General features: G+C 63.8%; 12 protein-coding genes. 3 read left to right on the top strand and 9 right to left on the bottom strand.

The features are described from left to right. The first annotated feature begins 64 nt into the window (after positions 1–64). Positions 65–916 (top strand): 3-methyl-2-oxobutanoate hydroxymethyltransferase, encoded by an 852-nt coding sequence (gene panB, locus GEV01_RS26550; RefSeq protein ID WP_152808755.1) that lies wholly within the window; start codon positions 65–67, stop codon positions 914–916. Here the strand turns inward: panB and GEV01_RS26545 are convergent. Genes GEV01_RS26545 through GEV01_RS26515 form a run of 7 tightly spaced genes read right to left on the bottom strand, consistent with a single transcriptional unit; the run spans position 913 to position 10103 of the window. Next, positions 913–2274, bottom strand: a complete 1362-nt coding sequence (locus GEV01_RS26545; RefSeq protein WP_152808753.1) for an aspartate aminotransferase family protein — start codon at positions 2272–2274, stop codon at positions 913–915. The genes panB and GEV01_RS26545 overlap by 4 nt on opposite strands. Before the next feature lie 2 nt (positions 2275–2276). Continuing rightward, entirely contained in the window at positions 2277–3614 is a 1338-nt protein-coding gene (locus GEV01_RS26540; RefSeq protein WP_152808751.1) for a glutamine synthetase family protein, read from the bottom strand. Positions 3615–3623: 9 nt separating this feature from the next. After that, positions 3624–5003 carry a type III glutamate--ammonia ligase gene (gene glnT / locus GEV01_RS26535; RefSeq protein ID WP_152808749.1) on the bottom strand — a complete coding sequence of 460 codons (1380 nt, stop codon included), beginning with the start codon at positions 5001–5003 and terminating at the stop codon, positions 3624–3626. Further along, a complete protein-coding gene (locus tag GEV01_RS26530) occupies positions 4985–6472 on the bottom strand; it encodes an aldehyde dehydrogenase (protein WP_152808747.1) in 1488 nt (495 codons plus the stop codon). The genes glnT and GEV01_RS26530 overlap by 19 nt, the downstream gene beginning before the upstream one ends. 19 nt (positions 6473–6491) lie before the next feature. Further along, positions 6492–7943 carry an aspartate aminotransferase family protein gene (locus tag GEV01_RS26525; protein ID WP_152808745.1) on the bottom strand — a complete coding sequence of 484 codons (1452 nt, stop codon included), beginning with the start codon at positions 7941–7943 and terminating at the stop codon, positions 6492–6494. Between the two features lie 21 nt (positions 7944–7964). Then, positions 7965–9335, bottom strand: coding sequence for a glutamine synthetase family protein (locus GEV01_RS26520; protein WP_152808743.1), 1371 nt, complete (start codon positions 9333–9335; stop codon positions 7965–7967). Positions 9336–9350: 15 nt separating this feature from the next. Next, on the bottom strand, positions 9351–10103 hold the full coding sequence (locus GEV01_RS26515) for a gamma-glutamyl-gamma-aminobutyrate hydrolase family protein (protein WP_152808741.1): 753 nt from the start codon (positions 10101–10103) through the stop codon (positions 9351–9353). A 75-nt stretch (positions 10104–10178) separates the two neighbouring features. Between GEV01_RS26515 and pdxR the strand changes: the two genes are divergently transcribed. Together pdxR and GEV01_RS26505 are read left to right on the top strand one after the other, a co-directional pair. After that, entirely contained in the window at positions 10179–11690 is a 1512-nt protein-coding gene (gene pdxR / locus GEV01_RS26510; RefSeq protein ID WP_152808739.1) for a MocR-like pyridoxine biosynthesis transcription factor PdxR, read from the top strand. After that, a complete protein-coding gene (locus tag GEV01_RS26505) occupies positions 11687–12832 on the top strand; it encodes an MFS transporter (RefSeq protein ID WP_152808737.1) in 1146 nt (381 codons plus the stop codon). The genes pdxR and GEV01_RS26505 overlap by 4 nt, the downstream gene beginning before the upstream one ends. On the opposite strand, the gene GEV01_RS26500 is transcribed toward GEV01_RS26505, so the two are convergent. Both GEV01_RS26500 and GEV01_RS26495 read right to left on the bottom strand, forming a co-directional pair. Continuing rightward, positions 12829–13674, bottom strand: a complete 846-nt coding sequence (locus GEV01_RS26500) for an ABC transporter permease (RefSeq protein WP_152808735.1) — start codon at positions 13672–13674, stop codon at positions 12829–12831. The genes GEV01_RS26505 and GEV01_RS26500 overlap by 4 nt on opposite strands. Next, positions 13671–14582: an ABC transporter permease subunit gene (locus GEV01_RS26495; protein ID WP_152808733.1), complete on the bottom strand. Its 912-nt coding sequence runs from the start codon at positions 14580–14582 to the stop codon at positions 13671–13673. The genes GEV01_RS26500 and GEV01_RS26495 overlap by 4 nt, the downstream gene beginning before the upstream one ends. Positions 14583–14584: the final 2 nt, after the last annotated feature.

Here is a 14584-nt window from a genome sequence, read left to right as displayed (position 1 = left end):
ACTATCGCCGTGTCATCACATCTTTAAAGGATTTTCCATGTCTGGTTATTTGCAAGGAAACGAAATGGCCGCGAGCCAAAAGCCTGCCGCCACCACCGCACCTGCACCGGCCAAAGCGGTCGCCAACAAGGCAGTCACCATACCCACGCTGGCGAACCTGCGCGCGGCCGGTGAAAAGATCACCATGCTGACCTGCTACGACGCCAGCTTCGCGTCGCTGATGGACCGCTGCGGTGTCGAGATCCTGCTGATCGGCGATTCGCTGGGCATGGTCTGCAACGGCCACCAGTCCACGCTGCCGGTGACGGTGGCCGAAGTGGCCTACCACACCGCCGCCGTCGCGCGCGGCAGCAAATCGGCGATGATCGTCGCCGACTTGCCGTTCGGCGCCTACGCCACGCCGGAGAGCGCGTTCAACAACGCCGTGCAGCTGATCCAGGCGGGCGCGCACATGGTCAAGCTGGAAGGCGGCGCATGGCTGGCCGACACGGTACGCTTCCTGACCGAGCGCTCGGTGCCGGTCTGCGCCCACCTCGGCCTGACGCCGCAATCGGTGCACCAGCTGGGGGGCTACAAGGTGCAAGGCAAGACCATCGAAAGCGCCGACCTGCTGAAAGCGGACGCGCTGAAACTGCAAGCAGCCGGCGCCTCGCTGCTGGTGCTTGAAGCGATTCCTACGCAGCTGGGCAAGGAAGTGACCGACCTGCTGGCGATACCGACGATCGGCATCGGCGCGGGTCCGGACTGCTCGGGCCAGGTGCTGGTGATGCACGATCTGCTGGGCGTCTTCCCAGGCCGCAAAGCGCGCTTCGTGAAGAACTTCATGGAAGGCCAGACCAGCATCGACGCCGCCGTCACCGCCTACGTCACCGCCGTCAAGGACGGCAGCTTCCCGGCGCTGGAGCACTGCTTCTAAACGAACTGTCTGACGCAGTTTTCAAACGCGGCCAATAGCTGCTTGATGTCGTTGTCGCTGGTATCCGGGCATACCAGCAGCATGTTGTGGAACGGCGTGATCAGCAGGCCTCGGTTGAGCAGGTAAAGGTGGATGATCTGTTCAAGGTCGCTGTCCAGTATCGATTGCGCTTGCGTGCCGTTTTGCGGTGGTGTCGGCGTGAACTGGAACTCGGTGCGGGCGCCGATTTGGGTGACGCACCACGGCAGCTTGTAGCGCGCGATCACGGAACGCAAGCCTTCCGCCAATTGGGCCGCCAGCGCGAACATGTGCTGGTAGGCCTGCTCCGTCATCACCTGCTCCAGATTGGCGCGAATCGCGGCCATCGCGAACATGTTGGCGCTCAGCGTGGTGCCGATGCCTGAATGACCTGGTGGCGCATCATGCTTGGCCTTCTCCACGCGCCGCGCCAGTTCCTCCGTAAATCCATAGACCGCACAAGGAATGCCGCCGCCGATAGGCTTCCCAATTACCAGCGCATCCGGCTGCATGCCATGCGCTTGCGCGTAACCTCCGGGGCCGCTGCTGATGGTGTGCGTCTCGTCGATCACCAGCAGGCTGCCGTGGCGCTTGATGAGCTGCTGCGCGGCCTCCCAATAGCCCGGTCGCGGCAGCACCATGCCGATGTTGGTCATCACCGGCTCGGCCAGCACGCAGGCGATGTCGCCCTGCTTCAACGCCGCTTCCAACGCCGGCAGGTCGTTGAACTCAACAACCACCGTGTGATCCGTCAGTTTGTGAACCTGACCAAGCAGGCTGTCGCGCTGCGTCGGCACGCCGTCCACCAGATCGACAAACACATCGTCCACTGTGCCGTGATAGCAGCCGTTGAAGACCAGCACCTTGCTGCGGCCCGTCGCAGCGCGGAGCCAGCGCAGCACGAAACGGTTGGCGTCCGATGCGGACAAGGCGAACTGCCAGTACGGCAGGCCGAAACGCCGCGCCAGCTCCGCCGCCACCGGCGCGGCGTCTTCCGAAGGCAGCATGGCGGTGTAGCCGCGCGCAGCCTGGCGCGCGATGGCCTGCGCCACCGGCGGTGGCGCGTGGCCGAACATGGCGCCGGTGTCGCCGAGGCAGAAGTCGATGTATTCGTGGCCGTCCGCGTCGCGGAAGCGGGCACCCGATGCTTCGCGTACCGTCAACGCGAACGGCGTGGACCAGTCGTTCATCCAGTGCATCGGCACGCCGAACAGCAGATGCTCCGCGGCCTGCCCCGCCAGCCGCGCCGATTCGGGATTGCGCGCGATGTAGTTGGCGCGTTCAGCGGCGGCCAGCGCCTGCGCACGCGGCCAGTTCAATCCGTCGCGGGTGCCGGCCATGGTTACACCAGCAGCATCAAGTGCTCGCGCTCCCAAGAGCTGATCACGCGGCTGTAGGTGGCAAACTCCAGTTCCTTCACTTCGCAGAAGGCCTGTACGAACAACTCGCCCAGAATCTCGCTCAGTGGCTGGCATTCGCGCAGGCGCAGAATGGCGTCCTCCAGATTGCGCGGCAGCTGGTCGTGCACATGCTCGGCGCTGTCGGCCGTCGGTGGCGATGGCGTCAAGCCTTGAGTCATGCCGAGATAGCCGCAGGCCAGCGTGGCCGCCATCGCCAGGTAGGGATTGACGTCCACGCCCGGCACACGGTTCTCCACGCGCCGGTTCAGCGGCGCGGAATTGGGAATTCGGATGCCGCAGGTGCGGTTGTCGTAACCCCAGTGCACATTGGTCGGCGCCGACATGAAGCGCGACAGGCGGCGATACGAATTCACGTGCGGCGCAAACAGCAGCGTAGCCGCCGCCGCGTATTGCTCCAGTCCCGCGATATAGTTGAAGAACAAGGCGCTAGCCTCTCCGTCGGCGCGACTGAAGATGTTCGCGCCGGTCGCGGTATCGAGCACGCTCTGGTGGATGTGCATCGCGCTGCCGGGCTCCGTCTCCATCGGCTTGGCCATGAAGGTAGCGAAGATCCCGTGCCGCAGCGCCGTCTCCCGCACTGCGCGCTTGAAGAGGAAGACGCGGTCGGCCAGCTCCAGCGCCTCGCCGTGCGTGAAATTGATCTCCATCTGGCCCGCCCCCGCTTCGTGTATCAGCGTCTCCACGCCCAGGTCGTGCTGCTTGCAGAAGGTGGAAAGCTCCAGGAAGAAAGGATCGAAGTCGTTCACGGCGTCGATGGAATACGATTGACGGCCAGATTCCGTCTTGCCGCTGCGGCCCAACGGGGGCGTCAGCGGCTCGTGCGGATTGCTGCTTCGGGCGACCAGATAGAACTCCATCTCCGGCGCCACCACCGGCTGCCAGCCGCGCTCCGCATATAGCTTGAGCACTTTGCGCAGCACGGCGCGCGGCGACAGGCCGACCGGCGAGCCATCGAAATTCTGGCAGTCGTGAATCACCAGCGCGACGTTCTCCGCCGCCCACGGCACCTGCCGCAGCGTGGCCAGGTCCGGCACGCAGATCATGTCCGGATCGGTGGCGCCGGTGTAGGGGAGATTGTTGGGCTGCTCGCCGTTGACGGTGTTGAGCAGAACGCTCTTGGGCAAGCGCATCTCACCCTCGCTGAGGAAGAGATCCTTGGGCAGTATCTTGCCACGGGCGATACCGGTCATGTCGGCGATCACGCACTCCACTTCGTGAATATTGCGGTCGCGTAGAAAGTCCTTCATGGCCTGGCTCATCGCTTGCTCCTAAAAGCGGTCGAGATAGCGCTTGGTCTCCCAGGCGCTGACGTGTTGACTGTATTCGATCCATTCAGCGCTCTTCAGCGCCACAAACTCGTTGACGATATCCGTGCCCAGCGCGGCGATCAGCCTCGTGTCGGCCTTCAGCGCGGCGGCGGCCTCGCCGAGATTCTGCGGCAGCAGTTTCAAGCCCAGCTCCGCGCGCGCCGCATCGGACATCTCGTACACATCCTGATTGACCGGTTCACCTGCGGCCAGCGCCCGGTCGATGCCATCCAGTCCCGCAGCGATCACGCCCGCCAGCGCCAGATAGGGGTTGGCCGAACTATCCGGCAGCCTCCACTCGATGCGTTGATAAACCACCCGCGCCACCGTGGTGCGGTTGTTGTCGCCATAGCCGATAAAGGCTGGCGCCCAGCTGGTGCCAGACTGCGACTGCCCGCACATTAATCGTTTATACGAATTGACTGTCGGCGCGCACAGCGCCGTCAACGCCGGGGCGTGGTTCAGCAGGCCGGCCATGAAGTGATAGGCCAGCGATGACAGGCCGAGATCGCGCCCGCCCGGCTCCGTCTCTTCACCCAGTGCGAACAGCGGCTTCCCTGCGACGTTCGCCAGCGACAAGTGGAAATGCAGCCCGCTGCCCGGACGGTCGGCGAACGGTTTGGGCATCATCGAGAACAGCATGCCCTCCTCTTCGGCGATATGCTGCGCCGCCATCTTGAAGAGCATGAAGTTGTCCGCAGCCTTGAGCGCGTCGGCGTACTTGTAGTTGACTTCAAACTGGCCGGTCGCGTCCTCGTGGTCGATCTGGAAGACGCCAAGGCCGCACTGGTCCAGCGACGTTGTCAGCTTCTCGATGAAGCCGCGCCGGCGCAGCAGACTCTTGGTGTCGTAGGATGGTTTTTCCAGCGTGTCGGCCGCTTCGGCGTCATAGCCGTCGGCACCTTTTTGCAGCAGGAAGAACTCCGGTTCCAGCCCCGTGTTTAAGGTCCAGCCGCGCTGCGCCAGCCGCTCGACCTGCTTGCGCAATACCTGGCGCGGGCAAGCATCGAAAGGCACACCCGCCACATGGCCGTCCAGCACCACGCGTGCGTAGCCCGGCAGCCACGGCATGATCTTCAATGTGGAGAGATCGGCGCGGCCATAGTATTCCGAACGTGGACCTGTGCGCGGCAAACCCGTGCCCCAGATCGACGGCCCCGAAAATCCCGCACCCGGCGAAACGATATCGTCCAGATGCGCCAGCGGTATCAGCTTTCCCTTGGCCGCACCGTGTATGTCCGTGAACTGCGCGAACACGAAGCGCACGCCTTTCGCCGCCAGCTCGCGCTGCGATTCCTCCGTCGAGCGAGCCGCCGTACTGTCTAGCCGATTTGTATCCATGTAGTTTTCAGTTCGGTGTATTTGTCGAAAGCGTGCAGCGATTTGTCGCGGCCATTGCCGGACTGCTTGTAGCCGCCGAACGGCACGGTGATGTCGTCGCCATCGTACTGGTTCACGTGCACGGTGCCAGCACGCAGCGCGCGCGCAGTCTGAATCGCCTTGCTGATATCGGCCGTCCACACGGCGGCCTGCAAGCCGTATGGAGTGGAGTTGGCCTGCTTGACGGCGTCCTTCACGTCGGTGAAGCTCAACACCGACAGCACCGGCCCGAAGATCTCCTCGCGCGCGATGGTCATGCTGCTGTCGACCTGGTCGAACAGCGTCGGCTCGACGTAGAAGCCACCGGTATCGGTGCGCGCCTGGCGGCCGCCGGACAGCAGCTTGGCACCGCCCGACTGGCCGGCTTCGATATAGCCCATCACCGTCTTCAATTGCGTCGCATCGACGATGGCGCCCATGACGGTGTTCTCGTCCAGCGGATCGCCCGGCTGGAAGCTCGGCATCATCGCCAGCGCCTTTTCGAGGAACTGGTCCTTGATCGACGCTTCGACAAACAAGCGCGAAGGCGCGTTGCAGCTCTCGCCCTGGTTGAAGTAGATGGAACCAATCGCCGCCTGCACCGCCTTGTCCAGATCGGGACAATCGGCGCAAACGATGTTGGCGGACTTGCCGCCCAGCTCAGTCCAGGCCCGCTTCAAATTGGATTGGCCGGCCATCTGCAAAATCTGCTTGCCGACACGGGTGGAGCCGGTGAAGCCGATGCAGTCCACGTCCATGTGCAGCGCCAGCGCGGCACCGGCCTCGTGTCCATAACCCGGCAGCACATTGAACACGCCCGGCGGAATGCCCGCCTCCAGCGCGATCTCCGCCAGCCGCAGCGCCGTCAACGGCGATTTCTCGGACGGCTTGAGCACCACGCTGTTACCGGCGGCCAGCGCAGGCGCGATCTTCCACGCGGCCATGATCATCGGATAATTCCACGGCACGATGGCCGCCACCACGCCGACCGCCTCGCGTGTGATCAGCGCCAGGCTGTTGGCCGCCGTCGGTGCGATCTCGTCGTAGATCTTGTCGATCGCCTCGCCGTACCAGCGCAGGCAGTTGGCGGTCGCGCCCACGTCCACGCTCTGGCTGTATTTGATTGGTTTGCCCATGTCCAGCGTTTCAAGCAGCGCCAGCTCGGGGCCGTACTTCTGCACCAGATCCGCAAACTTGATCAGCGTACGCTTGCGCTGCGCCGGCGACTTGCCAGCCCAGCGGCGGTCCTCGAACGCTGCGCGTGCGGAAGCCACCGCCACATCGACATCGGCGCCGCCGCAGCGCGCCACCATGCCAAGCTTGCGGCCGTCGATAGGCGACAGGTTCTCGAACAGCTGCTCCGATTTTGCCGAGACGCGCTCGCCGCCGATAAAGGCGCGGCCGTCGATTTGCAGGCTGTTCGCCCGCTCATGCCACGATGTTGTAGTCATATTCGTCTCCAATCCAGAATTACAGCCAGCCGCGCTGCTGGACGTCCGCGTAGGTCAGGTCCAGGCAGTGGCGAATCAGCGTTATCATCTCGTCGATCTGCGCGCAAGTCATCACCAGCGGCGGCGCGATAATCATGCGGTCGCCGACGGCGCGCATGATCATGCCGTTGCCAAACATGTAGCCACGGCAGACCATGCCCACCGCCTGCTCCTCGTCGAACGGCACATTCTCGTGCACGGTCGCGCCTTTGACGCGTACCAGATTCAACCCGGCGACGAAGCCGCAGCTGTCAGCATAGCCAACCAGCGGATGATCCGCCAGCTCGGCAAAACGCTTTTTCAGATACGGCCCGGTCTCGCCGCCGACGCGCTCGACGAGCTTCTCGTCTTCGATGATGCGGATATTCTCAAGCGCCGCAGCGCAGGCAACCGGATGGCCCGAGTAGGTAAAGCCGTGATTGAACTCGCCGCCCTTCTCGATCAGCACATCGGCCACGCGGTCGCCGACCAGCACACCACCCAGCGGCACATAGCCCGAGGTGACGCCCTTGGCAAAAGTGATCAGGTCCGGCTTGATGCCGAACAGCTCGGACGCAAACCACTTGCCCAGTCGGCCGAAGCCGCAGATCACCTCATCGGCGATCAGCAGGATGCCGTACTTGTCGCAGATGCGCTGGATCTCCGGCCAGTAGGTAGCAGGCGGAATCACGACACCACCCGCGCCCTGTATCGGCTCGCCGATGAAGGCCGCCACCTTGTCGGCCCCGACCTCCAGGATTTTCTTCTCCAGCCACGACGCCGCTTCGATGCCGAATTCGTCCTCCGTCATGCCGCGCCCGGATTCCAGATAGTTCGGCTGGCCGATATGCACGATGCCGGGAATCGGCAAGCCGCCCTGCGCATGCATGCCATCCATGCCGCCCAGCGATGCGCCGGCCACGGTGCTGCCGTGATAGGCGTTGTGGCGGCTGATGATGGTGTGGCGCTCCTTGTAGCCCAGCACATCCCAATAGCGGCGCACCATGCGCAGATTGGTGTCGTTGCCTTCCGAACCTGAGCCGGTGAAGTAGACGTGGTTGAACTGCGGCGGCGAAATCTTCACCAGCTTGGCCGCCAGCTCTACCGCCGGGATATTGGTGGTGTTGAAGAAGCTGTTATAGAACGGCAGCGTCTCCATCTGCTTGTACACAGCTTCCGAAATGCTGGTGCGGCCGTAGCCTACATTGACGCACCACAGGCCGGACATGCCGTCCAATACCTTCTTGCCTTGCGAATCCCAAAGGTAGATGCCCTCGCCGCGCACCATCACGCGCGCGCCTTTTTCGCCCAGCGCCTTGTGGTCGGTGAAGGGATGCATGTAGTGGGCCGTGTCCAGCTTCTGGATGGCGGCGGTGTCATACACTTCCGGGCGCGCTGCGGCCTTCACCGACGCGACCAGAGAGGCGCTAGGCGCCAATGAATTGTTCAACATAGTGGTTCCTATCAAAAGTGATCAGACGTGCAGCAGCAGGTGCTCGCGCTCCCACGGGCTGATGACGGTCATGAATTCCTGATGCTCCAGATCCTTGATGGCGGAGTAGACGTCGATGAAGCGGTCGCCCAGAACGCTGCGCAGCTTGTCCTCGCCACGCAGCAGTTGCAGCGCTTCCGGCAAGCCCTGCGGCAGTTCGACCATCAGGTCGTAGGCGCTGCCGACGGTCATCGGCGTCGGTTCCAGCTGCTCGGTCATGCCGAGATAGCCGCAGGCCAGCGTGACGGCCAGCGCCAGGTACGGGTTGGCGTCCGCGCCGATGATGCGGTTCTCCACGCGACGATCCTGCACGCCAGATTCCGGTACGCGGAAACCGACGGTGCGGTTGTCCATGCCCCACTGGATATTGATCGGCGCCGCCGTGTGGCGCACGATGCGGCGATACGAATTCACATACGGCGCGACGATCGCCATCGCCGACGGCATGTAGCGTTGCAGGCCGCCGATGTAGTGCTTGAAGATCGGCGCGGCCGAGCCGTCGTCCGCGCTGAAGATGTTCTTGCCGGTCTTCAGATCGACCACGCTCTGGTGCACGTGCATCGCGGAACCCGGCTCGCCCGCCATCGGCTTGGCCATGAAGGTCGCGTACATATCGTGCTTAAGCGCAGCCTCGCGCAAGGTGCGCTTGAAGAAGAACACCTTGTCGGCCAGGCCGAGCGGATCGCCGTGCAGGAAGTTGATCTCCATCTGGCCGGCGCCGATTTCGTGAATCAGCGTGTCGACGTCGAGGTTCATCATGTCGCAGTAATCGTAGATGTCTTCGAACAGCGGATCGAATTCATTCACCGCGTCGATGCTGTAAACCTGGCGGCTGGTTTCAGCGCGGCCGCTGCGGCCGATAGGCGGTTTCAAAGGCAGATCAGGATCGCTGTTTTTTGCGGTCAGGTAGAACTCCAGTTCCGGCGCTACGACAGGCTTCCAGCCTTTATCAGCATACAGCTTGAGCACGCGGCGCAGCACGGAGCGCGGCGCGAAATCGACCAGACGGCCGTCGGAGAAGTAGCAGTCGTGGATGACCTGCGCAGTCGGATCGGTGGCCCACGGCACCATGGTGATGGTAGTCGGATCGGCCTTCAGTATCATGTCGCGGTCGGTGGTGGAGATGGCACGGTCGTAGCCTGCGTCCTCCACCGGGTAGTTGCCGGTCACGGTCATGCCCAGCACCGCTTCGGGGATGCGCATGCCGCGCTCCTGGGTGAACTTACCGCGCGGGAGGATCTTCCCGCGTGCCACGCCGGTCAAGTCGGGGACCAGGCATTCGATTTCGGTGACGTGCTTCTCGTTGAGCCACAGGTCCATGTCGGTATAAGTAAAATTTTCGCGGATTGCCATGGTTCTCTCTCTTTTTTAGCGTTGATTTTTATAGTTGCGGCAGGCCTCGCCGAAAGCCTTGAATAATTTGACGGAATCGGGGTTCTCCGTCAGGCGCCACTCTGGATGCCACTGTACCGCGAGCGCAAAACTGCTGGCGTCTGCTACGCGGTAGGCTTCCACCAGGCCGTCGTCGGCGCGTGCTTCCACGGCCAGCGATGGCGCCAGTTGGGCGATGCCCTGGCCATGCAGCGAATTGACCATGATTTGCGAAGCGCCGCCCAGGATGCGTGCCAGTTGGCCGTCCGGCTCCAGCAGCACGCGATGTGACGCTGCGTATTGCTGTGCCAAAGGCTGGTCCTTGCGCTCGCGGTGATCGGCCATGCCGGGTACGTCGTGCACCGCCTGGTGCAGTGTGCCGCCCAGCGCCACGTTCACTTCCTGGAAGCCGCGGCATATCGCCAGCAGCGGTATGCCGCGCTTGAGCGCCGCCCGAATGAAAGGCAGCGTGGTGGCGTCGCGCGCAGCATCCTGCGGCAGCGATGGTTCCAGCACTTCCTGCCCATACAGGCCGGCGTGCACGTTGGAGGGTGAGCCGGTCAGCATGACGCCGTCGGCCAGCGCCAGCAGCGCTTCGAAATCCGTGGCCACGCCCAGGGCCGGCATGATGAGCGGCGTGCAGCCCGCCCCGTCGGCCACTGCGGCAACATATTTGAACTGGGCCGTGTGGTTGGCATGGGCGCCGATCTGGTTCACACAGGCGGGGACAATGACAATTGGGCTACGCATGTCTTCATCATATGCCTATTTTGGTATCATTGTGAGTGCCACTTGTTTAAAATTGATGGAACCACTTTGAGTATCATGCCGCATACCCTGTCGCCCACTTCCGATCTGCTAGCGCAAACGCTGGCCTTATCCGGCTTCCATCCGCGCCTGCCGCAGCAACGCCGTTTGTACGAGGCGGCCAAGAGCGCCATCCACCGCCAGCTGCTGGGCGCGGGCAGCAAACTGCCGTCCAGCCGCGACCTGGCGCGTGATCTCGGCATCTCGCGCAACACGGTGATCGCGGCCTTCGAACAGCTGGCGGCCGAGGGCTACGTCACCAGCGCGATGGGCAGCGGCACCTATGTGGCGGACCTGCAGGCTCAACGCGCCAGCATGCGCGGATCGGGACCGGCGCCGCGTGGATCGTCGCAGGGCCGCGCTGCGCGCTTGTCAAAACGGGGCCGCGAGTTGACCAGCTTTGCGGCCGGCCCGCGCTTCGAGATCCAGCCCTTCGCACCGGGCGAGGATGATTTCTCGTCCTTCCCCTTCAAGCTGTGGCAGCGGCTGCAAAACCGCATCTGGCGCGAGGCCCGCACAGACCTGCTGGACTACGGCCAGTCCGGAGGCCACCTGCCGCTGCGCCAGGCCATCACCGAATATCTGCGGCTGTCGCGCTCCGTGAAGGTGACGGTGGACCAGGTGATGATCACTGCCGGCACGCAGCAATCGCTGGACCTGTGCGCGCAGCTGCTGGCCGATGCAGGCGACACCGCCTGGGTCGAAGACCCGGGCTACTGGGGCGCGCGCCGCGTATTCCAGTCACGTGAACTGAAACTGCATCCGATCGCGGTCGACGACGACGGCATGGTGCTAAGGGAGTCCGACCTCGCCACCAAGCCGCGCCTGATCTATGCAACGCCGTCGCACCAATATCCGACGGGCTCCGTCATGAGTCTGGCCCGCCGACGCGAGCTGCTGAACATCGCCGTGCGCAAAGATGCGTGGATACTGGAGGACGACTACGACAGCGAATTCCGCTACACCGGCCGCCCACTGGCCGCCCTGCAAGGCCTGGACATCGACGACCGCGTGCTCTACATGGGTACCTTCTCCAAGGTACTCTACCCCGGCATCAAAGTCGGCTACCTGGTGGTGCCGCCGGCGCTGGTCGATGGTTTCAAGAGCGCGCTGTACGACCTTCAGCGCCCCGGCCAATTGACGGTGCAGGCGGTGCTGGCGGACTTCATCGCGCTAGGCCACTTCACCACCCACATCCGCAAGATACGCCAGACCTACGGCGCCCGCCGCGAGCTGCTGCGCCGCACGCTGGTGCAGCAGCTCACGCCTCGCCTCGGCGGCAAGGTGACGATCTCCAGCGAAGAATCCGGCCTGCACCTGGTGGTGCAGCTGCCCGACGACGCCGACGATGTGGCGCTGGAAGCAGCTGCCGCCGCTGCGGACATCCGCGTCAAGGCGCTATCGACCTATTACCTCGCGCAGCCGACGCGGCGCGGCCTGCTGGTCGGCTACGCCTACTGCACGCCGGAGAAGATCGCCCACTACGGCCGCATCCTGGCGGACCTGATTGCAGACGGGGTGGCAGCATGAAGACCATGCCATGGCGAGACTTCTGCGCGCTGGTCAGCAGCATCGGCGTGGTCGGGCTGGGACTCGGCGCCACGATCCCGTTGACGGCGCTGCGGCTGGACCAGCGCGGCATCGGCACCGACATCGTCGGCATCATCACCGCCGCCAGCGCCTTCGGCATCCTGGCCGCCACGCCTTTCGTCTCACGCTGGGTGGCGCGCTACGGGCCGCGTGGCTGCATGTTAGGTGCCATCGCTGCAAGCGCGCTGTCCACCGCGTTGATGGAAACGACAGACAACCTGCTGCTGTGGGGCCTTCTGCGCTTTGTGTTCGGCGCCTGCATGGGCGTGCTGTTCACCATCGGCGAGGCGTGGGTCAATCACCTTGCGCCGGTCAACTCGCGCGGCCGCGTGGTGGCCATGTACACCACTGCGTTCACGCTATTCCAGCTGATAGGCCCTGCCCTTGTGGCGGGCCTGGAGGGTAAGGTCGCGTGGCCGTTCGCCGCCTGCGGTGCGTTGTTCCTGCTCGCCCTTCCCGGCATGGCGCTGATCGCCGACGACGCTCATCATGACGAGGACGAGCCGCACGTCTCATGGCGCGCGGTGCTGCCGCGCATGCCGATGATCGCCGTCGGCGCGGCCTTCTTCGCGCTGTTCGACACGCTGGCATTGAGCCTGCTGCCGCTGTACGCGATCCGCCAGGGCATCGTCACCGAACTGGCGCTGCTGTCTGCGACAGTGGTGCTGGTCGGCGACACCGCGCTGCAATTCGCCTTCGGCTGGCTGGCCGACCATGTGGGACGGCGGCGCGTGCACACCGGCTGCGGCATCGCCGTGTGCGTGCTGCTGCCGTTGCTGCCCTTTGCGGCGGGCACGCCGTGGCTGTGGTGGATACTGCTGCTGATGCTGGGTGCGACGGCGGGGGCGATCTACATGCTGTCGCTGGTGGCGTGCGGCGCACGCTTCCAGGGACAATCGCTGGTCGCGGCCAGCGCCATAGTCAATGCCAGTTGGGGGATCACCAGCAGCGGCGGGCCGCTGGTGACAGGACTGCTGATGCAAACCACCGGCATCAATGCGCTACCGGCGGTGCTGTGGTGCGGCGCGGCGATCTTCGTCGCCTGCGCCTGGTGGGAATACAAACAGGGTTATGTAGATTAGCCTTTAGCTGCCGCAGCGACCTGCTTCTGGCGCAGGCGTTCGTTGCGTGCCATGTACAGGCTCGATGCGATCACGCCAATCGACACGACCAGGATGGTCAGCGCCGCCACCGCGTTCACGCGCGGATCGAGGCCGAGACGCGCACGCGAGAAGATCACGATAGGCATCGTCGACGAGCCGGGGCCGGACAGGAAGGCCGACAGCACCACATCATCCAGCGACAGCGTGAACGTCAGCAGCCACGCGGAACCCAGCGCCTGCGTGATGTTCGGCAGCGTCACCAGGAAGAACACCTGGTACGGACGGCAGCCCAGGTCCATCGCCGCTTCCTCCAGCGACTTGTTCATCTCCTGAAGGCGCGACTGCACCACTACCGCAGCATAGGCCATGCCCAGCAAGGTGTGGCCAAGCCAGATCGTCACCAGGCCGCGCTCCGGGAAGCCGAAGGCCTTCTGCACCGACACCAGCATCAGCAGCAGCGACAAGCCGATAATCACCTCCGGCATCACCAGCGGCGCGCTGACCATGCCCGAGAACAGCGTACGGCCGGCGAAGCGCTGGTAGCGGTTCAGCACAAACGCCGCGAACGTCCCCAGCACCACCGAAGCGCAAGCCGTCAGCAGCGCGATGCGCAGCGACAGGCCGAAGCCGCTGATGATTTCCGAATCGTTCATCAGCTCCGCATACCACTGGGTCGAGAAGCCGCTCCAGATCATGTCCTGGCGCGAGCTGTTAAACGAGAACACCACCAGCACCACGATGGGCAGGTAGAGGAACAGATAACCCAGCGACAGCCAGCCGCGCCCGAACCAGCGCTGCACGAAGTTGGAATGTCCTTTCATGGGCGGGCCTCCTGCTCTGCCTTGTATTTATTGAAGATCGCCATCGGCACCAGGATCAGCAGGATCACCACCACCGTCACCGAAGACGCCAGCGGCCAGTCGTTATTGGTGAAGAATTCGTCCCACAGCTGGCGGCCGATCATCAGCGTTTCCGGGCCGCCCAACAGCTCGGGAATCACGTACTCGCCCACCGCCGGAATGAATACCAGCATGGTGCCGGCGATGATGCCGGACTTCGACAGCGGCACCGTGATGCGCCAGAAAGCCTGCAACGGCGTCGCGCCCAGGTCGGCCGCAGCCTCCAGGAAGCGCAGGTCCATCTTCACCAGGTTGGCGTACAGCGGCAGTATCATGAACGGCAGGTAGGCGTACACCATGCCGATGATGAGCGAGAACTGCGTGTTCATCAGATGCAGCGGCTCGGTGATGAAGCCCATGCTGATCAGGAAGTGGTTCAGGATGCCGTTGTTGGCCAGGATGCCCTTCCATGCGTAGATGCGCAGCAGGAAGGAGGTCCAGAACGGCATCATCACCATCATCAGCAGCACCGGGCGCACGGTCGGCTTGGCGCGCGCCATGAAGTAGGCGAACGGGTAGCCGATGATGAGGCACAGCGAGGCCGTGATGGCGGCGAACTTGATGGAGTTCAGGTAGGTGATCGCATACAGCTCGTCCTGCGCGATGAACAGGTAGTTGGATACCTTGACCTTGAGCGTGATGACGCCGTCGGCCAGCGTCATCAAGGTACCGAAGGGGTTGCCGCCGGTGTCCGCCTCGGTGAAGCTGATACGCATCACGATCAGGAACGGCACCAGGAAGGCGAACGTCAGCCACAGGAAAGGCACGGCGATCACCACGTTGCGGCCGGTGAGCCAGCGCCCGGTCAGCAGGTTCTTGAGAAATTTCATGG

The organism is Rugamonas rivuli (genome assembly GCF_009380165.1).
In the GTDB taxonomy this organism is placed as follows: domain Bacteria; phylum Pseudomonadota; class Gammaproteobacteria; order Burkholderiales; family Burkholderiaceae_D; genus Rugamonas; species Rugamonas rivuli.
The sequence above is the reverse complement of the archived record's forward strand: the minus strand, read 5'-3'. Positions and strand labels throughout refer to the sequence as shown.